The organism is Streptomyces sp. NPDC006544 (assembly GCF_040611715.1).
Lineage (GTDB): Bacteria > Actinomycetota > Actinomycetes > Streptomycetales > Streptomycetaceae > Streptomyces.
On sequence record NZ_JBEXOV010000025.1, the window covers coordinates 59,464 to 79,943 of the forward strand.

The 20,480-nt window shown below is 72.6% G+C and carries 20 protein-coding genes; 8 read left to right on the plus strand and 12 right to left on the minus strand.

Annotation, left to right across the window (positions count from 1 at the left end; translation table 11 throughout):
• The first annotated feature begins 34 nt into the window (after nucleotides 1-34).
• From ureG to ABZY44_RS14795, 3 genes are all read left to right on the plus strand, one after another.
• Entirely contained in the window at nucleotides 35-730 is a 696-nt protein-coding gene (gene ureG / locus ABZY44_RS14785) for an urease accessory protein UreG (RefSeq protein ID WP_356653593.1), read from the plus strand.
• An 8-nt stretch (nucleotides 731-738) separates the two neighbouring features.
• Nucleotides 739-1,593 (plus strand): urease accessory protein UreD, encoded by an 855-nt coding sequence (locus ABZY44_RS14790; protein WP_356653595.1) that lies wholly within the window; start codon nucleotides 739-741, stop codon nucleotides 1,591-1,593.
• A 215-nt stretch (nucleotides 1,594-1,808) separates the two neighbouring features.
• Entirely contained in the window at nucleotides 1,809-3,488 is a 1,680-nt protein-coding gene (locus ABZY44_RS14795; RefSeq protein WP_356653597.1) for an alpha/beta hydrolase, read from the plus strand.
• Between the two features lie 75 nt (nucleotides 3,489-3,563).
• Here the strand turns inward: ABZY44_RS14795 and ABZY44_RS14800 are convergent, their stop codons facing one another.
• From ABZY44_RS14800 to ABZY44_RS14825, 6 genes are all read right to left on the minus strand, one after another.
• Nucleotides 3,564-4,274, minus strand: a complete 711-nt coding sequence (locus tag ABZY44_RS14800) for a lysophospholipid acyltransferase family protein (protein WP_356653599.1) — start codon at nucleotides 4,272-4,274, stop codon at nucleotides 3,564-3,566.
• A gap of 234 nt (nucleotides 4,275-4,508) precedes the next feature.
• Nucleotides 4,509-4,667 carry a hypothetical protein gene (locus ABZY44_RS14805; RefSeq protein WP_330295170.1) on the minus strand — a complete coding sequence of 53 codons (159 nt, stop codon included), beginning with the start codon at nucleotides 4,665-4,667 and terminating at the stop codon, nucleotides 4,509-4,511.
• Between the two features lie 32 nt (nucleotides 4,668-4,699).
• A complete protein-coding gene (locus tag ABZY44_RS14810; protein ID WP_356653637.1) occupies nucleotides 4,700-5,641 on the minus strand; it encodes a cytochrome c oxidase assembly protein in 942 nt (313 codons plus the stop codon).
• 133 nt (nucleotides 5,642-5,774) lie between these two features.
• Complete coding sequence (locus tag ABZY44_RS14815; RefSeq protein ID WP_356653601.1) at nucleotides 5,775-6,803, minus strand: 6-phosphofructokinase; 1,029 nt, start codon at nucleotides 6,801-6,803, stop codon at nucleotides 5,775-5,777.
• Between the two features lie 201 nt (nucleotides 6,804-7,004).
• Nucleotides 7,005-7,733 carry a glutamine amidotransferase gene (locus ABZY44_RS14820; protein ID WP_356653603.1) on the minus strand — a complete coding sequence of 243 codons (729 nt, stop codon included), beginning with the start codon at nucleotides 7,731-7,733 and terminating at the stop codon, nucleotides 7,005-7,007.
• 19 nt (nucleotides 7,734-7,752) lie between these two features.
• A complete protein-coding gene (locus ABZY44_RS14825) occupies nucleotides 7,753-8,991 on the minus strand; it encodes a MurT ligase domain-containing protein (RefSeq protein WP_356653605.1) in 1,239 nt (412 codons plus the stop codon).
• A gap of 123 nt (nucleotides 8,992-9,114) precedes the next feature.
• Here ABZY44_RS14825 and def point away from each other — a divergent pair, with 123 nt between their 5' ends.
• Nucleotides 9,115-9,678, plus strand: coding sequence for a peptide deformylase (def, locus tag ABZY44_RS14830; RefSeq protein ID WP_356653607.1), 564 nt, complete (start codon nucleotides 9,115-9,117; stop codon nucleotides 9,676-9,678).
• Between the two features lie 22 nt (nucleotides 9,679-9,700).
• Here def and ABZY44_RS14835 read toward each other — a convergent pair whose 3' ends face one another.
• Nucleotides 9,701-10,354: a TetR family transcriptional regulator gene (locus tag ABZY44_RS14835; RefSeq protein WP_356653609.1), complete on the minus strand. Its 654-nt coding sequence runs from the start codon at nucleotides 10,352-10,354 to the stop codon at nucleotides 9,701-9,703.
• A gap of 200 nt (nucleotides 10,355-10,554) precedes the next feature.
• On the opposite strand from ABZY44_RS14835, the gene ABZY44_RS14840 reads away from it, so the two are divergent.
• Nucleotides 10,555-11,784: an acyl-CoA dehydrogenase family protein gene (locus ABZY44_RS14840; protein ID WP_356653611.1), complete on the plus strand. Its 1,230-nt coding sequence runs from the start codon at nucleotides 10,555-10,557 to the stop codon at nucleotides 11,782-11,784.
• A 73-nt stretch (nucleotides 11,785-11,857) separates the two neighbouring features.
• On the opposite strand, the gene ABZY44_RS14845 is transcribed toward ABZY44_RS14840, so the two are convergent.
• Together ABZY44_RS14845 and ABZY44_RS14850 are read right to left on the minus strand one after the other, a co-directional pair.
• Entirely contained in the window at nucleotides 11,858-12,688 is an 831-nt protein-coding gene (locus ABZY44_RS14845; protein WP_356653613.1) for a hypothetical protein, read from the minus strand.
• A gap of 184 nt (nucleotides 12,689-12,872) precedes the next feature.
• The gene (locus ABZY44_RS14850; protein WP_356653615.1) at nucleotides 12,873-13,307 is read right to left on the minus strand and encodes an SRPBCC family protein; all 435 of its coding nucleotides are present in this window, start codon (nucleotides 13,305-13,307) and stop codon (nucleotides 12,873-12,875) included.
• 155 nt (nucleotides 13,308-13,462) lie between these two features.
• Between ABZY44_RS14850 and ABZY44_RS14855 the strand changes: the two genes are divergently transcribed.
• Complete coding sequence (locus tag ABZY44_RS14855; RefSeq protein ID WP_356653617.1) at nucleotides 13,463-13,648, plus strand: DUF5999 family protein; 186 nt, start codon at nucleotides 13,463-13,465, stop codon at nucleotides 13,646-13,648.
• A gap of 149 nt (nucleotides 13,649-13,797) precedes the next feature.
• Here ABZY44_RS14855 and ABZY44_RS14860 read toward each other — a convergent pair whose 3' ends face one another.
• A complete protein-coding gene (locus ABZY44_RS14860) occupies nucleotides 13,798-15,822 on the minus strand; it encodes an NB-ARC domain-containing protein (RefSeq protein ID WP_356653619.1) in 2,025 nt (674 codons plus the stop codon).
• Nucleotides 15,823-15,940: 118 nt separating this feature from the next.
• The gene (locus ABZY44_RS14865) at nucleotides 15,941-17,002 is read right to left on the minus strand and encodes a fibronectin type III domain-containing protein (protein WP_356653621.1); all 1,062 of its coding nucleotides are present in this window, start codon (nucleotides 17,000-17,002) and stop codon (nucleotides 15,941-15,943) included.
• Nucleotides 17,003-17,416: 414 nt separating this feature from the next.
• Here ABZY44_RS14865 and ABZY44_RS14870 point away from each other — a divergent pair, with 414 nt between their 5' ends.
• Both ABZY44_RS14870 and ABZY44_RS14875 read left to right on the plus strand, forming a co-directional pair.
• Entirely contained in the window at nucleotides 17,417-17,611 is a 195-nt protein-coding gene (locus tag ABZY44_RS14870; RefSeq protein WP_356653623.1) for a hypothetical protein, read from the plus strand.
• A 207-nt stretch (nucleotides 17,612-17,818) separates the two neighbouring features.
• Complete coding sequence (locus ABZY44_RS14875) at nucleotides 17,819-19,339, plus strand: hypothetical protein (protein WP_356653639.1); 1,521 nt, start codon at nucleotides 17,819-17,821, stop codon at nucleotides 19,337-19,339.
• Here ABZY44_RS14875 and ABZY44_RS14880 read toward each other — a convergent pair.
• A complete protein-coding gene (locus tag ABZY44_RS14880) occupies nucleotides 19,291-20,448 on the minus strand; it encodes a PP2C family protein-serine/threonine phosphatase (protein WP_356653625.1) in 1,158 nt (385 codons plus the stop codon). The genes ABZY44_RS14875 and ABZY44_RS14880 overlap by 49 nt on opposite strands.
• Nucleotides 20,449-20,480 lie beyond the last annotated feature (32 nt).

The following is a 20,480-nucleotide window of genomic DNA, read 5'->3' on the forward strand; positions in this document are numbered from 1 at the left end:
CCGCCCCCGCCCCGCCCCCGTCAAGGAGAAGTCCATGCACCTCGACCACGCAGTGACCTTCCCGCAGCGCCATGCCCACAGCGCCGAGCCGCTGCGGGCGGACGGCACCCGCCGCGCCCTGCGCATCGGCCTCGGCGGCCCCGTCGGCTCCGGCAAGACGGCCACCGTCGCCGCCCTCTGCCGGGCCCTGCGCGCGGAGGTGTCCATGGCCGTGGTCACCAACGACATCTACACCCGCGAGGACGCCGAGTTCCTGCTCCGCGAGGCCGTCCTGCCGCCCGAGCGGATCAGCGCGGTGGAGACCGGAGCCTGCCCGCACACGGCCATCCGCGACGACATCTCCGCCAACCTGGAGGCCGTCGAGGAACTGGAGGAGGCCTTCCGCGAGCACGGTCCGCTCGGCCTGATCCTCGTCGAGTCCGGGGGCGACAACCTCACCGCCACCTTCTCGCGAGGTCTCGTCGACGCCCAGATCTTCGTCATCGACGTGGCCGGGGGCGACGACATCCCGCGCAAGGGAGGACCCGGGGTCACCACCGCCGACCTCCTCGTCGTCAACAAGACCGACCTCGCCCCCTACGTGGGCTCCGACCTGGGCCGGATGGCCCGCGACGCCGCCGAGCAGCGCGGCGAACTGCCCGTCGCCTTCCAGTCCCTGCGCGGCGCGGAGGGCGTGGCCCCGGTGGCCGCCTGGGTGCGCGAGCGGATCGCCGCCTGGGCCGCCGCATGACCCCTGCGATGCCGGGCGAAGCCCCCGTGGCCAAGGCTCCGGCGGCCGACGCCCCGGCGCCGGCCCCCCTCCCGAACCCTGAACCGGCCGCTGTCCCGGCGCCCGCCCCCGCGGGCCTCCGCGCCGTCGCCCGGATCCGCGCCGTCCCCGACGGGCGGGGCGGCACCGCCCTGCCGCTCCTGGCCGGGGAGGGGCCGCTCGCCCTGCGCCGCACCCGGGGTGAGGGAGCCGAGGCCGGCGTCGTGCTGGTCGGGGCCATGAGCGCCCCCCTCGGCGGTGATCACCTCACGATCGAGGCCGACGCGGGCCGGGGCGCCCGCCTGGTGCTGCGCTCGGCGGCGGCCACCCTGGCGCTGCCCGGCCGTGGCGGGGAGCCCGCGCGGTACGACGTACGGCTCACGCTGGCGGGGGAGTCGGCGGTGCGGTGGCTCCCGGAACCGCTCGTCTCCGTACGCGGCAGCGACCTGCGGGTCCGCACCCGCGCCGAACTCGCCCCCACCGCACGGCTCCTGCTGCGCGAGGAACAAGTCCTGGGCCGCACCGGGGAGGCCCCCGGCCTGTTGTGCAGCCGCCTCACCGTGACCCGGGCCGGACGGCCTCTGCTGGACCAGGAGCTGGCCTGCGGGCCAGGAGCTCCGGGCGGCTGGGACGGCCCGGCGGGACTCCACGGCCACCGGGCGCTCGGCCAGCTCCTCGTGGTGGACCCGGACTTCGAGGCGGCCCCGCCGCAGGCCCGCACGCTGGGCGAGTTCGCGGCGGCAACGCCGTTGGCCGGCCCGGCGGTGCTGATCACGGCGCTGGCCCCGGACGCGCTGCGGCTGCGCGAACTGCTCTACACCGCCTGCCGTACCTACGGTTGGTGACGTCCCCGGTGAACGACGCCCGAACCCGGGACGAACCAGACACCGCTCAGCGGTACACGCATTTCCGGATATCGGGTTGGCAAAGAACAGGTCCGCGCTCTGTCGCAGGCTCCGGGTCACGCGGAAGTATCCCCTTGCACGTCCATACCCGTTCACCCATGACCCACCCGAACCACGCCGCCCACGGCGGCAGATGACGCAGGGGGAACAACCACGTGATACGCACCGCGGCGCTGGGGAGCGCCGCCACACTGATCACCGGCACGCTGGCGGCGAGCCTGCTGCTCGCCCCGTCCGCATCGGCGTCCCAGACCTTCTCGTCCGGGCGCGACAACGGAAGCGCGGAAGCGGTCGGCACGCAGATCGCCGCCGCCCGCGCGGCGCGCACCGGGATCGACTGGAAGGCCTGTCCGGCCGACTGGGGCTTCGAAGCGCCCATCCAGTGCGGCTATGTGAAGGTCCCGCTGGACTACAGCAAGCCGTTCGGCAAGACCATCGACCTCGCGGTCGACCGCGCCGTCAGCACGGGCACCAAGGAAGAGCGCCAGGGTGCGCTCGTCTACAACCCCGGTGGTCCCGGCGGCTCCGGCATGCGTTTCCCGCGCCGGGTCACCACCAAGAGCGCGCTGTGGGTCAACACCTCCAAGGCGTACGACTTCGTGGGCTTCGACCCGCGCGGCGTCGGCCACTCGGCGCCGATCTCCTGCATCGACCCGCAGGAGTTCGTCAAGGCCCCCAAGGCCGACCCGGTCCCGGACAGCGAGGCCGACAAGCGCGCCCAGCGCAAGCTGGCGGCCGAGTACGCGGACGGCTGCAAGGAGCGCAGCGGCGAGATGCTGCCGTTCATGACCACGCCGAACACCGCGCGTGACCTGGACGTCATCCGTGCCGCCCTCGGCGAGCAGAAGCTGAACTACCTCGGCGTCTCGTACGGCACCTACCTCGGCGGGGTCTACGCGACCCTGTTCCCGACCCACGTGCGCCGCATGATCGTCGACAGCGTGGTCGACCCGGACCGCGACAACATCTGGTACGAGGCCAACCTCGGCCAGGACGTCGCCTTCCAGATGCGCTGGAACGACTGGCAGGACTGGGTCGCCAAGAACGACAACGTCTTCCACATCGGCGACACCCGCGCCAAGGTCGAGGCCAAGTGGCTCGAGCTGCGCGCCAAGGCCAAGGCCAACCCGCTCGGCGGCGTGGTCGGTCCGGCGGAGCTCCTGGGCTTCTTCCAGAGCGCCCCGTACTACGACTCCTCCTGGGTGCCCGTCGCCCAGACCTGGAGCGCGTACCTGGCCGGTGACGAGAAGGCCCTGATCGACGCCATCGCCCCGGACATGACCGACATCCAGGGCAACATCGCGTCGGAGAACGGCAATGCCGTCTACACCGCCGTCGAGTGCGCCGACGCCAAGTGGCCGACCAGCTGGGCCAAGTGGGACCGGGACAACAGCAAGCTCCACGCGAAGTACCCGTTCCTGACCTGGTCCAACGCGTGGATGAACCTGCCCTGCGCGACCTGGAAGGCCAAGCAGAGCAACCCGATCGAGGTCGGGGTCGGCGCCAAGCGCGGCCTGCCGCCGGTCCTGATCGTCCAGTCCGAGCGCGACGCGGCCACGCCGTACAAGGGCGGGGTCTCGCTCCACAACCGGCTCGCCGGTTCGCGTCTGATCACCGAGCAGAACGCCGGCTCGCACGGTGTCACCAGCCTGGTGAACCCCTGCATCAACACCCGGGTCGACACCTACCTGCTCACCGGCAAGGTCGACGCCCAGGACGTGAAGTGCGCGCCGCACGCCACCCCGGTGGCTCCGGCCGCGGCGGCGGCGAAGTCGCTCGCCCAGGCTCCGGCCGCCGACCTCCCGGCGATCGACGAGCTCCCGGCCGTCCGCTGACGGTCACCCGGCGACAAGGCCGGCCGGTAGCGGCCGGCCGGTAGCCCCTGAACGGCTGCCCGTGCGGGAGAAGGCTCAGCGCGTCCTGCGCCGGGCCTTCTTCCGCGCTTCCTCTTCCTCCGCCTTGACCTCGGCGGCGTACCGGTCCACGTACTCCTGGCCGGACAGCTCGAGGATCTCGTACATGATCTCGTCGGTGACGGCCCGCAGCACGGCCCGTTCGCCCTCCATCCCCTCGTACCGGGAGAAGTCCAGCGGCCGGCCGAAGCGGATCGTGACCCGCCGGACCTTCGGGATCTTCTGTCCGGGAGGCTGGATCTCGAAGGTCCCGACCATCGCGCACGGTACGACCGGCACCCGCGCGCCCAGCGCCATCGCGGCCACGCCCACCTTGCCCTTGTAGAGCCGGCCGTCGTGCGAACGGGTGCCCTCCGGGTAGATGCCGAGCAGCTCGCCCTTGGCGAGCACCCCGAGCCCCTCACGGATCGCGGCCTGCCCCGCGTCCTTGCCGGAGCGGTCGACCGGGATCTGCCCGGCACTGCGGAAGAAGGCGGCGGTGAGCCGTCCCTTGAGGCCGGGGCCGGTGAAGTACTCGGCCTTCGCGAGGAAGGTGATGCGCCGCTTGAGGATCGCGGGCATCAGGAAATGGTCCGAGAAGGAGAGGTGGTTGCCCGCGACGATCGCGGCCCCGTCCTGCGGAATGTTCTCCAGTCCTTCGATCCGTGGCCGGAAGAGCAGCCGCAGCAGCGGGCCGAGGATCACGTGCTTGAGCAAGTGGTAGAACACCAGGCCGCTCCCGTCGACATCCCGTTGTCACGGACATCCTACGGACGGTCAGGCCCGGACCGGAGGTCTCGGACGGGACCGGAGCTCCGGCGGGCCGGATCCGGGACACGCCGGCGTGCGGCACGACGCCTCGTTGCGGAGGGGCAGAACGGGCCGGATCGCCGCCACGGGGAGCGGGCCGCTCGGCCCCGCCGAGGAGGCACCGTCACCGACGGCACGCGGGGAAGCGCCCGCTCAGACACTGCGGGAGGCGGCCATTCCCGCGGTCAGCAGCCCCAGCACGACCCAGCCGAACCACAGCCAGCCGTTGCTGCCGAGTGCCACGGAATACGTGGCGATCACTACCAGGGAGGCGAAGGTCATCACGGCCATCGCCTTCACGGATCCGGTCATGCCCCATGGTCGCGCGCGAAGGGGGTCCCGCGCTACTGTCCACGCGCCTGAAGGGAGGCCAGATAGGAGTTGTAGGCCGCCAGCTCCTGGTCCCCGTTGCGGTCCTCGGCCCGGTCGGAGCGCTTCGCGGCCCGCTGCTCCGAGTGGTACCACTGGTAGACCAGCGCGATCAGCACCAGCACGGAGGGGATCTCGCTGAAGGCCCAGGCGATCCCGCCGCCCCACTGCTGGTCGAGCAGCGGGTCGATGCCGAGGGAGGCCGGCGGGTTCGCGTACGTCGTGACCATCGGCTGGCTCGCCATCATCAGTGCGATGCCGAAGAAGGCGTGGAAGGGCATTCCGGCGAACAGCTCCAGCATGCGCATCACGTAGCCGGGGCGGTGCGGGCCCGGGTCCACGCCCATGATCGGCCAGAAGAAGACGAGGCCGACGGCGAGGAAGTGCACCATCATCGCGATGTGCCCCGTCCTCGACCCCATGAGGAAGTCGAAGAGCGGAGTGAAGTAGAGGCCGTAGAGGCTCGCGATGAACACCGGGATCGTGAACACCGGATGGGTGATCACCTTCATGTAGCGGCTGTGCAGCAGCATCAGCAGCAGCTCGCGCGGGCCCTTGCTCCCGCGGGCGGCCGGCGGCAGGGCGCGCAGCGCGAGCGTCACGGGCGCGCCGAGCAGCAGCAGGATCGGGGTGAGCATGCTGATCACCATGTGCTGCACCATGTGCACGCTGAACATGACCATGCCGTAGTCGTTCAGCTTGGTGCACATCACCAGCATCACGGTCAGCACGCCGAGGGTGAAGGCGATCGCCCGGCCGACCGGCCAGGAGTCGCCGCGCCGGCGCAGCCGCACCACGCCCCACCCGTACAGGGCCAGGCCCACGAGGGAGCCGATCAGGAAGAAGGCGTCGAAGGAGAACTCCAGCCCGCGCCCGAGGGTGAAGGGCGGCAGGTCCATGGGCATATCCATGTCCATGCCGTCGTGCGCGAGGTAACTCAATCTCTTCACTCCCTTGACCCGTGGTGCCCCACCACAGTAATGCCGCCCCCGGACGGGAAGTCGTCCGGGGGCGGCCGTCACGGGAGTGACACGCGGAAAGAGGGAGAGATCACAGGACGTTCTGCGCCTCGGCGTACCGCTCGGCCGGAACGGTCTTCAACGTCTGCACCGCGTCGTCGAGCGGCACCATCTCGATGTCCGTGCCGCGCAGCGCCGTCAGCATCCCGAACTCGCCCCGGTGCGCCGCTTCCACCGCGTGCCAGCCGAAGCGGGTCGCGAGGACCCGGTCGTACGCGGTGGGCGTGCCGCCGCGCTGGACGTGGCCCAGGATGACCGGCCGGGCCTCCTTGCCGAGCCGGTCCTCCAGCTCGACGGCGAGCCGGTTGCCGATCCCCGCGAAGCGCTCGTGCCCGTACATGTCGGTGCCGCCCTCCTCGAGGGCCATCGAGCTGCCCACGGCGGGCTTGGCGCCCTCGGCGACCACGACGATCGCGAACCGCTTGCCCTGCGAGAAGCGCTCGCCGACGATCGTCGTCAGCTCCTCGATGTCGAAGGGGCGCTCCGGCACGACGATCGCGTGCGCGCCGGCCGCCATGCCCGAATGCAGGGCGATCCAGCCGGTGTGGCGGCCCATGACCTCCACGACCATCACGCGCTGGTGGGACTCGGCGGTGGTCTTGAGGCGGTCCAGCGCCTCGGTGGCGACGCCGACGGCGGTGTCGAAGCCGAAGGTCACATCGGTCGAGGCGATGTCGTTGTCGATGGTCTTCGGGACGCCGACGATCGGCAGACCGCCCTGCGAGAGCAGGTTCGCGGCCTTCAGGGTGCCCTCGCCGCCGATCGGGATGATGGCGTCCAGGCCGAGGTCGGCGACGTGGCCGCGGGCCCGCTCCACGCCGTCGCGCAGATGGGCGGGCTGGACCCGCGAAGAGCCCAGGATCGTGCCGCCGCGGGCCAGGATGCCGCTCACGGCGTCCAGGTCGAGCTTGCGGTAGTCGCACTCCAGCAGGCCGCGCCAGCCGTCGTGGAAACCGATGACCTCGTCGCCGTGGTCGACGACGGCGCGGTGTACGACGGAGCGGATGACGGCATTGAGGCCGGGGCAGTCGCCTCCGGAAGTGAGCACACCTATGCGCATGGCAGGAAGGACCTTTGCAACGTGGGCCGACGACCGGACCACGTCGTCCGGTTGGAACTACCCTGCACCCTACAAGTCGATCGCCGGTGGACTGAACCATCCTCCACATGCTGGTCAGGTCGGTCGTGCGAAAACACGTCGGCCCGGAATCCCCGAGGGGACTCCGGGCCGGACGCCGGGTTCGCGGTGGTCGCGGTGGAGCTACGCGGGCTGCGTGGCCGCCGCGATCCGCTCGGCGCGCAGCGCGTCGTACCAGCGGTCGTCGACGGGCGGCAGCGCGTTCACGTCGAGGGCCAGCTTCAGCAGCAGGTCCGCGATCTGCGGGTTGCGCGCCATCACGGGACCGTGCATGTAGGTGCCGAACACCGTGTCGTTGTACGCGCCTTCGGTGCCGTCGCCGGTGCCGTTGCCGCGCCCCATCGTGACCCGGGCGAACGGCTTCGCCGTCGGGCCGAGGTGCGTGATGCCCTGGTGGTTCTCGAAGCCGGTGAGCTGCGGCAGGCCGAGCTGCGGGTCGATGTCCGCGAGCACGTCTCCGACGCACCGTTCGCCCTCGCCGCGCACGGTCACCACGTCCAGCAGGCCGAGGCCCTCCTGGCGCTGGCCGACGTCGTTGACGAACTCCTGGCCCAGGATCTGGTATCCGGCGCAGACGGAGAAGACGATCGCCCCGTTCGAGACGGCCCGCTCCAGACCGCCGTCGCGCAGCAGCCGCTCCGCGGCCAGGCGCTGCGGCCGGTCCTCGCCGCCGCCGATCAGGTAGATGTCGCCCGAGGTCGGGATCGGCTGGTCGCTGCGCACGTCCACGCGCTGCACGTCCAGGCCGCGCCGACGGGCCCGGCGCTCCACGACCAGGGCGTTGCCCTGGTCTCCGTACGTGCTGAGCAGGTCGGGGTAGACCCACACCAGACGCAGGCTGTTGTCGCTCATGCTCTTGTCCTCACGGGTCCTAGTTGCCGACGCGGCGGCGCACGTCCTGGAAGGCGGTGTAGTTGGCGATCAGCTCGATCTGTCCGGGCGGCGCCAGCTGCACGGCCTCGTCGAGGGTCTCGCACACCCGGAAGTCCAGGCCGGCGACCTCGAGGCGGACCGCGAGGTCCAGCTTGCGGTCACCGATCACGAAGATCGGGTGCCCGGCCAGCCGCGGGTAGTCCACGTCCCAGAGCCAGGAGGTGTCGGTGCCGTCCGCGCCGCGGGCGTTCACCGAAAGGATCACCGGCGTCGGCGGCGGGTCGATCAGCGAGAAGGTCTCGAGCCAGCCCGCCGGGTTCTTCGCGAGCAGCAGCCGCAGTTCACGGCCCTGGAAGCTCACCACGTCGTAGCGGCCGGCGACGGCCTGCACCTGGTACATCCGCTCCAGCGCGACCTGCGGCGGGACGCCGAAGACGGCGGCCACGGCGGCCGAGGTCGCCGCGTTGGCCTTGTTGGCGCGGCCCGGCAGCTGGAGGTGGATCGGCCAGGCACTGCCGTGCGGGTCGAGCACGTGGTCGCCGGAGAGCACCCAACTCGGGGTGGGGCGCCGGAAACCGCACTCACCGCAGAACCAGTCGTCGCCCGGGCGCTGCATGACGCCACCGCAGGAGGGGCACGACCAGGCGTCGTCCTTCCACTCCTGGCCGGCGGCGACCCACACCACGTTCTGCGAGGAAGAGGCCGCCCACACGATCAGCGGGTCGTCCGCGTTCGCGACGACGACCGCCTTGGAGCCCGAGAGGCCCTCGCGCCACTTCTCCGCGAGCATGCGGGTCTCGGCCGCGCGGTCCAGCTGGTCGCGGGAGAGGTTGAGCAGGGCGATCACCTTGGGGGTGACGTCCCGGGCCACTCCGGCCAGGTACTTCTCGTCCACCTCGATGACGCCGTAGCGGGCGTCCGAACCGCCCGCCAGGGCAGAGGTGATGCCCGCGGGCATGTTCGCGCCCAGCGCGTTGGAGACGACCGGACCGCTGGCCCGCAGGGCCTCCGCGATCAGCCGGGTCGTCGTGGTCTTGCCGTTCGTCGCCGAGACGAGGACGACGTCGAGATGCTGTGCCAGCGCGCCGAGGAGATCGGGGTCGAGCTTGAGCGCGACCTTGCCCCCGATCACCGATCCGCTTCCACGTCCCGCGGCCCGCGACACCGCCGCTGCGGCCTTGCCCGCCGTCACGGCCAGCTTGGCCCGCGGCGAAAGCGGCTCTGTGTTGCCTGCCATCGTCCCTTGTCCTCCTTGCGTCGGTCGCCCCCAGCCTATCCAGTACCTGCCCGCGCCCCGACCGCGGCGCCCCCGGTCAGCCGAAGATCTCCTCATATAGTCGCCCGTCGTAGGCTTACGGCCATGCGACAGCGCCCCCTTCCCGGTACCTCCGGCATCGTCCGCACCATGAGCCTGCTGGGCGACCCGGTGCTCCATTCCGCTTGCGCGGAGGTCACCGAGTTCGGACCGGATCTCGACCGGCTCATCGAGGACATGTTCGCCACGATGTACGCCGCCCAGGGCGTCGGCCTCGCCGCGAACCAGATCGGCGTCGGGCGACGGGTGTTCGTCTACGACTGTCCCGACGACGAGGACGTCCGCCACGTCGGGCACATCGTCAACCCGCGCCTGGTGCGCGCCGACGGGGACGAGTACGGCGGTCCCGAGGGCTGCCTGTCCCTGCCCGGGCTCGAGGCGGACACGGTCCGCTTCGACCAGGCCGTGGTCGAAGGCGTCACCTCGGACGGGGCGCCGCTGCGCGTCATGGGCACCGGGTTCTTCGCCCGCTGCCTCCAGCACGAGTGCGACCACCTGGACGGGACCGTCTACGCGGAGCGGGTGACGGGGCTGCGGGCCCGCAGGCTGCGGCGGCGGATCCGCAAGACGGACTGGGGCGCCGCGGGCATCCACGCCCTGGGGGAGTGAGCCCGGCCCCGTGGGCTGCTCCTCAGAAGCCGGGGCCGTCCGCGCGGTTGCCGGCCGTGGCCAGGCGGCCCCACAGGAGGTCGGTCAGTCCGGCGACCAGCTCCGCGCGCTCGCACGGACGCTCGCCGAGCCACCAGTCGCCCGCCGCGTGCATCATGCCGACGATGCCGTGGCCCCAGACCCGGGACAGGCGTTCGCCGCCGGGGCCGAGGTCCACGCGCTCGCCGATCACCTGCGCGAGTTCCTCGCCGAGCCGGCGCAGCAGCGGGGCCGAGTGCAGGCCCACGTCGAAGCCGCCCTCGGTGGTCCCGGTGGTCTGGGTGTCCTCGGCGGGGTGCATGAGGAAGCGGTAGACCTGCGGGCGGGCCTCGATGGCGGCGAGATAGGTGTCGAGGGTGGCCTCCACCCGCCGGCGCCGTTCCGCGGGGGCGTCGAGCGCCGCGCGGAGCGAGTCGAGCAGGGCGTCCGTGTGCCGGACGGCGAGGGCCTGGTAGAGGCCGGCCTTGTCGCCGAAGTGGCGGTAGAGGATCGGCTTGGTGATGCCCGCCTCCGCCGCGATGGCGTTCATGGACGCCTTGGGGCCGTCCCGGAGCACGACCCGGTCGGCCGCCTCCAGCAGCTCCCGCCGGCGGCGTTCGCCCGCGCCCGGTTCGCCGGACTGCTGTGTGGTCTCCATGACGTGTTTCTCTCCCCGCCCTTGCGATGTGCGTGACGCCCACGCAACGTAACACCCCACACACCCTGGGGATCCCATCGGAGGCCTGGTACAGGCGCTGCTTGACAGTGCTTACCGGCCGGTAACACACTGGGGACGCCGTAGGGGTTACCGTTGGTAACCACGTATGCGGACCCGCGACACGAAAGCTGGAGGGAACTATGGCGGAGTTCACCATGGAGCTCAACGACGACCAGAAGCAGGTGCGGGACTGGATCCACGGCTTCGCCGCCGACGTCATCCGTCCCGCCGCCGCGGAATGGGACGAGCGAGAAGAGACTCCGTGGCCCGTCATCCAGGAAGCCGCGAAGGTCGGCATCTACTCGCTCGACTTCTACGCCCAGCAGTTCTTCGACCCGACCGGCCTCGGCATCCCGATGGCCATGGAGGAGCTGTTCTGGGGTGACGCGGGCATCGCACTGTCCATCGTCGGCACCGGACTCGCCGCCATCGGCGTCGTCGCCAACGGCACCGAGGAGCAGATCGGTACCTGGATCCCGCAGATGTACGGCACCCCCGACGACGTGAAGGTGGCCGCCTTCTGCTCCTCCGAGCCCGACGCCGGCTCCGACGTCGGCGCCATGCGCACCCGCGCCGTGTACGACCAGGCCAAGGACGAGTGGGTGCTCAACGGCACCAAGACCTGGGCGACCAACGGCGGCATCGCCAACGTCCACATCGTCGTGGCCGTCGTCGACCCCGAGCTCGGCACCAAGGGCCACGCCTCCTTCATCGTGCCGCCGAACACCCCCGGCCTCTCCCAGGGCCAGAAGTTCAAGAAGCACGGCATCCGCGCCTCGCACACCGCCGAGGTGGTCCTCGAGGACTGCCGGATCCCGGGCTCCTGCCTGCTCGGCGGCAAGGACAAGCTGGACGAGCGCCTCGCGCGGGCCCGCGAGCGGGCCAGGGCGGGCGGCGGCGAGCGGGTGAAGAACGCGGCCATGGCCACCTTCGAGGCCTCGCGCCCCGCCGTCGGCGCCATGGCCGTGGGCACGGCGCGCGCGGCCTACGAGGTGGCGCTGGACTACGCGAAGACCCGTACGCAGTTCGGCCGGCCGATCATCGACAACCAGGGCGTCGCGTTCCAGCTCGCCGACATGCGGACCTCCATCGACGCGGCCCGGCTGCTGGTGTGGCGGGCCTCCTGGATGGCGGTCGCGGGCAAGCCCTTCACCTCGGCCGAGGGCTCGATGTCCAAGCTCTTCGCGAGCGAGGTCGCCAAGAAGGTCACCGCGCAGGCGATCCAGATCCTCGGCGGCAACGGATTCACCCGCGAGTACCCGGTGGAGCGCATGCACCGCGACAGTGCGATCTACACGATCTTCGAGGGCACCAGCGAGATCCAGCGGCTGGTGATCGCCCGCACCCTCTCGGACATGCCGATCCGCTGACCCCGGCCGATCGCGGCCTCGCGCCGGCGCCCCCCTCCGCCTCACGGCGTACCGGGGGCGCCGGCGTCGCGCGTCAGCGGGCGCGCAGCGGCGTCAGGCAGGACAGGCCGTAACCGCCGGGGCCGTACTCGGGGGAGGCGAGGTAGGCGCCCGGGACGCAGGGACGGTCGCCGTCCAGCAGCTTGTCGACGCGGTACTCGGCGCGGGGCGAGCCGCAGTCCACGACCACGAGCTTCTGGTCCCGCACCGTGCCCGCGTTGCGCACGCACTGTCCCGGGGACAGCGTCAGCGGATCGTCGTCGCCCGCCAGCAGGCCGATGGCGATCAGGGCCAGGACGCCGAGGACGACCAGCAGCACGGGCGCGACCAGCAGCAGGGCGACCGGGCGGCGGCGCAGCGGCCTGCCCGGGTCGAGCGCGGGCCGGAAGCCGCCCTCCGGGGGCCCGAGCCGGCGGAAGGCCGCCCGCGGGCCGAGGTTGACCAGCACCGTGACCGGCGTGATGAACAGCGACAGCGGACCCCACCAGCCCTGCCACAAGGTGTCCGAGGACATGCGGCGGTAGGTGGCGAGCCCGCAGTCGCGGCAGAACGGTCCGCGCAGGCTCAGGAAGCGCATCAGCACGATCATGCCCTGGTGGCCGCGCACGGTCGCTTCGGCGGCCGGCCGCGCCCCGCAGATGCGGCACCCGAGGTGGCCGTAGGAGGGCTGCGGCGCGGACCAGGATCCGTACGGCCCCTGCTGCGCGGGCGTGGCCTGCCCTCGCGGCCCCGCGGACGGCGGCGGGGCGTACGGGCCGCCCGGAGCCGTTCCCGGTCCGGGTGGCGGCTGCGCCGCGGCGTAGGGACCGTAGGGCCCTGCGGACTGCGGGCCGGCGCCCGGCTGCGGAGGTGGCGGCGTGGCCACGGAGATCCCCCTCGGACTCGCGATGATCACCGGATGCGGCGACGGCAGAAATATAGCCGCGGGCCCGGAGGCCGCGGCGGGCGGCCCGTCGCGGCGCCGCAGGGGGCCGCGACGGCGGTGCAGCGCCGTGCCGCAGGCGTCAGGGGGCGCAGCGTCAGGGCGCAGGCGCCAGGGGGCGCAGGCGTCAGGGCCGCAGCAGGCGGGCCATCGCGCGGCCGAAGAGGAAACGCGCCGCGGCCGCCGTGACCGGGTCGCAGAGGCGGGGCAGGCCCCGCAGGCTCAGCTCCTCGCGCCACTCGGCCTCGCAGCCGCCGGGCGAGGGGCGGACCTCGATCTCCGCCCAGCCGCGGACCACGTGGCCGCGCTTGACGAGGCGGACCAGCCCGGCCGAGGCGCCGCCCGGGGGCCGCCAGAGCGTGACTTCCATCGGGTCGTCGAACGTGATCCCGGCCACGCCCGTACGTGCGGTGAACCGCGTTCCGACGTGCGTGGGAGGAGCGGTCTCGACGGTCGTCCGGGTGAGCGGGACCTGCTCCCCGTGGCGCTCCCAGTCCGTCAGCCGCCGCCACGCTTCGGAGGGTGCGAGAGAAGTTCGGCGAATGATCCGGATAGCGGGCATGAGCGCATGGTAATCGGGCATACACACCCTGAACTGGACGGTGAATATGGGTTCCGCCCAGGGGTGGCGATCGGCAATACTCACCGCCACTGTGGATCGCGGATTCGACCGGGTGACCACCGGCCCTCCCGCCCCACTCTGCGAGGAGGTGCGCCATGTGCTCCCACCAGCCCCCCTGCCCGACCGCCGACAGCGCCGATCACGACGCCGCCCGCACCGTGGCCTTCCACCCTGAACAAGGCTGGAACCTGCTCTGCAACGGCGCCGTGGTGTTCGACGACACCGGCGAACTGCTCCCCGACGGCCGAACGGTGGAACCCCGCCGCCCGGCCCTGGTCTGAGCGAGGAGGCAGCATGCGCCAGCAGCTGATCCGCAAGCCCGTCCCCAAGCCCGCACCCCGAGACCTGGACCTGCGCACACCGTCGGGAAGGCCCCTCCCGTACTGACGGGAGCCCCGACGCCGGATCCTCGACGCCCATCGGCGGAGCCTCAGCCGGTGGGCGCGGCAGCGCCCCCCAGGAAGGCGCTCTCGTACGCCTCGTCGCCGATGGCCGCCCTGGCCTGCCGTTCGCCCTCGTCGCGCAGCGCCGTCAGTGAGGGCGACCCCATCTGGGGCCTGCCCACCGTGCGCCACCAGGCGTGCCCCGTGCCCAGCAGCCGCGCCGCCAGTTCGCCGTCGCCCATGGCCGCCACCGCCGCCGCGAGCAGGTCGAGGCCGAGCGCGATACCGATGCGGTCGCCCAGCAGCCGTTTGCCCGACAGCATCGCCCGCGCGTGCCGGGCCGCCTCCCCGTGGTGTCCGAGCTTGAAGGACGCGACGGCCAGGATGTAGTCCGCGTACGCCCGCAGCCAGCGCTCGCCCAGTTCGGCGCACGCCTCGCGCAGGCCCTGGGCCTCCCGCATGGCCTCCTGGAAGCGCCCGAGCTCGCACAGGGCGTAGCCGGTGGCCAGCCGGCACAGCAGCCAGCCCGCCCCCGTGGGCCGGCCGCCGTGGCCCGCGCGGGCCCGGGGGCCGGCGAGCGTGAGGGCCCGCAGGGGATCGCCGGGCATCAGCACGGCCACCGCGTGCAGGTAGGCGGCGCGCAGCTCCGGCTCCGGGTCGGCCAGGGCCGCCGCGGAGCGGGTGCACTCCTCGCCGAACGCCTCGGCCGTGTCCAGCTCGCCCTGGAGCAGCGCGGTGAGCCCCAGCGCCCATTGCGCCTGGGCGTACGGGGCTCCCGCGGGCGCGGGGGCCTTGCTCAGGGCCCGTTCCAGGAAGGCCCGGCCCTCGTGGGCGTGTCCGCACGAGAACCAGAAGAACCACAGCGCCCCGGCCGTCTCCAGGGCCGCCGTGGGGTCCGAACCGAGCAGGTGCTCCAGGGCGGTGCGCAGCTGCGCGTGCTCCGCGGTCATCCTGCGGTACCAGTCCACCTGGGAGGGGCTCATCCAGTCCCGGTCGGCGGCCTGGGAGAGCGCCGCGTACCAGTGGGCGTGCCGGTCGGCGAGGACCCGTACCTCGCCGAGTTCCGCCAGCCAGTCCTGGCCGTACTCGCGGATCGTGTCGAGCATCCGGTAGCGGGCTCCCGCGCCGCGTTCCTGGCTGCTCCGCACCACGGATTTGGCGACCAGGCCCGCGAGCACCCGCTCCACGCGCACCGCGGGCAGCGGGCCGCCCGAGCAGACCGCACGGGCCGCGGCGATGTCGAAGTCGCCGGTGAAGACCGAGAGACGGGCCCACAGCAGCCGTTCCAGGGGCTCGCAGAGCTCGTGGCTCCAGCCGATCGCGGTCCGCATGGTCTGGTGCCGGGGCAGGCAGGACGCGGAGGTGTCGGACAGCAGGTCGAAGCGGACGCCGAGGCGTTCCGCCATCTGCTCCAGGGTCCACAACCGCATCCGGGCACCGGCCAGTTCGAGGGCGAGCGGGATCCCGTCGAGGCGGCGGCACACCTCCGCGGCGACGGCCGCCCGGTCCGGGTCCGCGAAGGCGGCCTCGGCGTCCGGGGTGGCGGCGAGGGCGCGGGCCCGGAAGAGGGTGAGGGCGTCGCTGGCGGGTCCGTCGCACGGCAGGGGGCTGACCTCGACCACCTGCTCGCCGGGGCAGCCGAGCGGCTCACGCGAGGTGACGAGCACCGTCAGCCCGGGTGCGGACTGCAGGAGTTCACCCACGAGGTGGCGGCAAGCGGCCACCAGGTGCTCGCAGGTGTCGAGGACGATCAGGAGTTCCTTGTCGGCCATCCAGGCGCACAGTTCCTCGTCGAGGGGGTGCGGGGACCGGTCGGCGAGGCCGATGGCGTGCGCGACGGTGGTGGTGAGGAGGTCGGCGTCGCGCAGCGGGGAGAGCTCGACCCACCAGACGCCGTCGCGAGGGCGCCGGTGCGAGTCCGCGACGGCGCGCAGGGCCAGCCTGGACTTGCCGACGCCGCCGACGCCCGTGAGGGTGACGAGTCTCTGCTCGCCCAGCAGTTCGCGCAGCAGGCCGAGTTCACGCTCGCGGCCCACGAAGCTCGCCGTCTCCGGCGGCAGGTTTCCCGGCACGGCGCCAGAGTCTGGCTCAGTGCCGCCACCGGAGGAATCTGGCTGATTGTTGTTGATCGAGTACTCACCGAACACGCTTGTATTGTGCGCGAAGTTCGTTCTCCGCAGTGCCGTTGGGTCAGATCGGCGGGGTGGCGGCCGACTGGACGAGCGTGATCCGCCGTTCCGCGGAGAAGGCCCCCCAGGTGCCGTCGGGCAGCCGGGCCCGCAGTTTCACCGTCCATACGGTACCGACGGGTTCGGTGACCTCGAGGCGGTGCTCGGCCCGGCCCGCCGGGACCGCGCCCGCGCCGAACTGGATGACGGTGGTGGGCCGCCCGTTGACGTGGAGCTCGTACTCGTTCGTCTCCCGCCCCGTCGGCGGGGCGGTCCACGACAGGGTGACCGCGCCCGCCGAGGCGACGGCGGTGAACTCGGCGGGAGCGGTGTCCGGCCGCTGCCCCGGACCGGCCGGGGTGGTCACGTCCACCGGGGGGCCGTCGGGGGAGGAGTTGTCTGCGCCGTCCCGGGCCCGCACGGTGAAGGTGTAGGCGGTGTCGGGCTGCAGGCCCTCCAGGGCCGTCTCCGTCACCCCGGGGCCGACGGTGTGGATCCGGGCGGCGCCCTGGTAGACGTCGTACGCGGTGACGCCCGTGTCGTCGGAGGCGGCGGCCCAGGTCAGCTGGGCCGAGGTGGGCCCGAGGGCACGGCCCGCCGCACGGGGCGGGGCCGCCGGGGCCTCGTGGTCCTCGGCCTTGGCGGCCGGGGTGGTGGCCGATGCGGCGGCGCTGGGCGGCGAGGTGTTCCCGGCGGTGTCCCGGGCCCGGACGGTGAAGCCGTAGGCGGTCTGCGGGGTGAGGCCGGTGATGTCCACCATCGTCCTGTCGGCGGGAAGCTCCCGGACCAGGCGGTCCGACTGGAACACCAGGAAGGCGGCCACCGCGTCGGCGGGCGCGGGAGAGCTCCACATCACGTGGACCGAAGTGGCGCTGCCCGCCTGGGCGGTGAGGCCGCCGGGCGCGGGCGGGGGAGTGGTGTCGGCGGAGGAGCACGCCGTCAGGGCGGCCGCCGCGAGGGCCAGTGCCAGGGGCAGGGCGGCGAGCGGCGCCCGGCGGGCGGCCGGCCCCGCGGCGGGCCCCGCGGCGGGCCACGCCGTGGGTCGTACGGACGCCCGTGCGGGGCTTGCTGCGGGGTCGCGCACGGCGGGTGCCCTCTTCCTCCGGCTCTCCCGGCTCCTCGTAAAGGTCTAGACATATATGGCATGCCGCGCGGCGGCCGGGCAAGACCCGTGCGTTCGTCTTCTGCCGCTCTCGTGCCCGCCGCGCCGATCGCGCTCGCGGATCCGCCGCCGGTCCAACCGGCACCACGAGGAGTCGACTTGGCGTCCACGGTCACCGCGTCGGTGGAGGGGTCGGCCTCGGCGCGGGCCGGCCGCCCGGCGGGCGCCACGGCCCCGCCCCGCTCGGTCGCCGGTGGGGGTGAACGGTCCGCCGGGAGGAGGTCGTCGAGGACCGGGCGCCGGTCACGGACGGTCAACACCCGTTTGGCGGACACGAGTTTCGCGTTCGGAGCCCCCCTCCTGCGCCACCATGGCGCGGCGTAAGGAGGTGTTCCGATGGTGATCTCCCTCTCCGTCGTCGTCCTGCTCCTCGTCCTCGCGTGGATCTTCATGCGCGGCGGCGGCCTCAAGCTGTCGCACGCGCTCGTCTGCGTCCTGCTCGGCTTCTACCTCGCGAGCAGCAGCCTGGCCGCGACCATCCACAACGGCTTCTCGGCCACGGCCGGCGTGGTCGGGGGCTTCAGGCCCTAGGCGTGTCGTCCCGCGCGCCGACCCACTGTTGCGCCTTCGTGAATCATCCGGCTCCTCCATGGACTCCTCAGGCAGCGCGATCTAGCGTCTGGCCGCGGCGCGATGTCATACGCACTGTCAACAGAGGCCCAGACGACGGGAGAAGCCCGGATGTTCCGAAGACTGCTGAACTGCGCCGTGGTGCCGGCCCTCGCCGCATGCGCGGTGATGTACGGCGTCCCGCCGGCCGCCGCCGAGGAGATACCCCAGGCCCCCGGCCACCGCCTGGTCAGCCACTACGACGGCGGCCCCGTGGCCGCCGCCCCGCTGCCCGGGGAAGCCCCGCCACAGCATCCCTTCCTCGCGCCCAACGGCCGCAGCGGCATGCACTCCGACGCGGCCGGCAGCGCCACCTCCCCCTGGTCAGGGCCGCTCGGCAAGAACCCGCGGGTGACCAGCGAGAAGATCGCCGCCCTCGGCGGCGAGTGCGCGACCGCCACCTTCGACTCGGCCGGCCGGCTGGTCACCGTGTGCGGCACCTTCGGCGGCTTCAAGGTCAAACTGCTGGAGCCCCGTACGCTCGCCACGCTCGCGGAGTACCAGCTCCCGCAGCGCTCCTCGACGGTCCAGGCGATCACCTCGCTGGACTTCTCGAAGATCTTCAAGGACACCTCGGGCGGCGCCTACTTCTACCTGGACGACCAGGACCGGGCGGTGCTGGCCGACTCCCGTCAGCACATCCTGCGCCTCTCACACGTCCCGGACCCCGACAGTGCCGACGGCGGCTGGCGGTTCAGGGTCGACGACGACTGGGACCTCACCGGCCAGGTCCCGCACGACTGCGTCGACTGGACCAACCTGTGGCCCACCGGAACTTGTGATCCCGTCACCTCGGTGATGCCCGACTGGAGCGGCCGCATCTGGTGGGTCACCCGCCAGGGCCGCGTCGGCACCGTGGATCCGGCGACCTCGCGGATCCGCTCGGTCCGGCTGGCGGGGGAGGAGATCCAGAACTCCTTCTCGGTCGCCGAGGACGGCGTCTCCATCGTCACCGACCACGCGCTCTACAGCTTCCGGGCGGGCGACGACGGCGTTCCCGCGGTGCAGTGGCGCGAGGCCTACGACCGGGGTACGGGGGCCAAGCCCGGCTCGGTGAACCAGGGTTCGGGCACCACTCCGGACCTCTTCGGCGACGGCTACGTCGCGATCACCGACAACGCCGACGACCGGATGAACGTCCTGGTCTACAAGCGCGGTGTCGACGTGCCCGCCGACCAGCGGCTGGTGTGCAAGGTCCCGGTCTTCGGACCGGGTGCCTCCACCACCGACAACTCCCTGATCACCTGGGGCAACAGCATCGTCGTCGAGAACAACTACGGCTACGAGAACGTCACGTCGCTGGTCCTCGGGAGGTCGGTCGTCGGCGGCGTCAGCCGCATCGACGTCCGCGCCGACGGCAGCGGCTGCGACACGGTCTGGCAGAGCGCGATCCGCTCGCCCTCCGTCGTCCCGAAGCTCTCCACCGCGAACGGGCTGCTCTACTTCTACGAGAAGGAGCCGAACTACTGGGGGATCGACGCCTGGTACCTGACGGCGGTGGACTTCCGTACCGGCGAGCGCCGCTGGCGGCAGCTGACGGGCACGGGCCCGCTGTACGACAACAACTGGGCCCCGATCACCCTCGGCCCCGACGGCACGGCCTACGTGGGCGTCTTCAACGGCATCGTCGCGGTCCGCGACGGCGGCTGACCGCCGACGCGTTCGATGGCCACCATCGCGGCGTCGTCGCCGAGCCGGCCGCCCGGCGTGTGGGCGAGGAGGTGCTCGCAGAGGTGGCGCAGCAGCGCGTCCGGACCGCCGCCGGGCCATTGCGCGGCCCGCTCCGGCAGGGCGAAGAAGGTGCCCGAGGCGTCGCGCGCCTCGCTGACGCCGTCCGTGTACAGGAGGACGACGTCGCCCGGCTCGAAGGCGAAGGCCTGTGCGGCGAAGCCGGAGTCCACGAACTCCGAGAGACCCAGCGGCGGCGCCGGATGGTGCACCAGGAGGGGCACGACGCGGCCGCCGCGCAGTAGCAGGGGCGGCGGGTGCCCGCAGCTGACGAGCCGCAGGACGGGCTCCGCGTCGGGGATGTCCAGCACGGCCGCGGTGGTGAAGCCCTCCTCCGGGCTCCCGGGGCCGTCCGCGCCCCGGTCGGGGTCGGCGGCCACGGCGGCCTCCAGATGGGCCGCGAGCCCGGGCAGGTCCGCAGCCAGATGGGCGGCGGCCCGGAACGCGCCCAGGACGATCGCGGCGTCCCCGACCGCCTCCAGCCCCTTCCCGCGGACGTCGCCGATGATCAGCCGGCTGCTGTCGGCGGTGCGGGCGGCCGCGTACAGATCGCCGCCGATCTGGGCCTCCGCCTCGGCAGCCAGGTACACGGAGGCGATCCGCAGCGGGCCCATCCTCTCGCGCAGCGGGCGCAGGACCACCTGCTGCGCCGCGACCGCCACCGAACGCAGCCGGGTGAGCTGCTCCTCGTGGGTCTGGCGCAGATGGGCGAAGAAGGTGACGAAGACCGAGATCAGGATCAGCGCGATGATCTGGAAGGTGTGGTTGAGGTCGGTGAGGGAGGTCCGCGCGATGGCCACCGACACCTGCGCGAGCACGGCCACGGCGCCGACGAACGCGGTGGTCCGGGGCCCGGCGAAGGAGGCGGTGAGCGCGGGGGCGGCGACCAGGAAGGGGCCCAGGTGGACGTCCGGCGGTGCCAGGACGTCCACGACCGTCACGGCGGCGATCAGGGTGAACGGGACCGCGAGGAGTACCGCGCGCGAGTCCCGGAACCGGCTGGTGCGTGGGCGCGGCGCGGAGAGGTCCATGCCTCCTGCATACACCGCACACGGCCGGGCGG

Bases quoted from the DNA above. Each gene is read 5' to 3' on its own strand.
- ABZY44_RS14815 (WP_356653601.1), bottom strand. From the start codon at position 6,803: ATGCGCATAGGTGTGCTCACTTCCGGAGGCGACTGCCCCGGCCTCAAT.
- def (WP_356653607.1), top strand. From the start codon at position 9,115: ATGCGACAGCGCCCCCTTCCCGGTACCTCCGGCATCGTCCGCACCATG.
- ABZY44_RS14820 (WP_356653603.1), bottom strand. From the start codon at position 7,733: ATGAGCGACAACAGCCTGCGTCTGGTGTGGGTCTACCCCGACCTGCTC.
- ABZY44_RS14835 (WP_356653609.1), bottom strand. From the start codon at position 10,354: ATGGAGACCACACAGCAGTCCGGCGAACCGGGCGCGGGCGAACGCCGC.
- ABZY44_RS14810 (WP_356653637.1), bottom strand. From the start codon at position 5,641: ATGGACATGGATATGCCCATGGACCTGCCGCCCTTCACCCTCGGGCGC.
- ABZY44_RS14840 (WP_356653611.1), top strand. From the start codon at position 10,555: ATGGCGGAGTTCACCATGGAGCTCAACGACGACCAGAAGCAGGTGCGG.
- ABZY44_RS14875 (WP_356653639.1), top strand. From the start codon at position 17,819: ATGTACGGCGTCCCGCCGGCCGCCGCCGAGGAGATACCCCAGGCCCCC.
- ABZY44_RS14825 (WP_356653605.1), bottom strand. From the start codon at position 8,991: ATGGCAGGCAACACAGAGCCGCTTTCGCCGCGGGCCAAGCTGGCCGTG.
- ABZY44_RS14850 (WP_356653615.1), bottom strand. From the start codon at position 13,307: ATGCCCGCTATCCGGATCATTCGCCGAACTTCTCTCGCACCCTCCGAA.
- ABZY44_RS14855 (WP_356653617.1), top strand. From the start codon at position 13,463: ATGTGCTCCCACCAGCCCCCCTGCCCGACCGCCGACAGCGCCGATCAC.
- ABZY44_RS14880 (WP_356653625.1), bottom strand. From the start codon at position 20,448: ATGGACCTCTCCGCGCCGCGCCCACGCACCAGCCGGTTCCGGGACTCG.
- ureG (WP_356653593.1), top strand. From the start codon at position 35: ATGCACCTCGACCACGCAGTGACCTTCCCGCAGCGCCATGCCCACAGC.
- ABZY44_RS14805 (WP_330295170.1), bottom strand. From the start codon at position 4,667: ATGACCGGATCCGTGAAGGCGATGGCCGTGATGACCTTCGCCTCCCTG.
- ABZY44_RS14790 (WP_356653595.1), top strand. From the start codon at position 739: ATGCCGGGCGAAGCCCCCGTGGCCAAGGCTCCGGCGGCCGACGCCCCG.
- ABZY44_RS14870 (WP_356653623.1), top strand. From the start codon at position 17,417: ATGGTGATCTCCCTCTCCGTCGTCGTCCTGCTCCTCGTCCTCGCGTGG.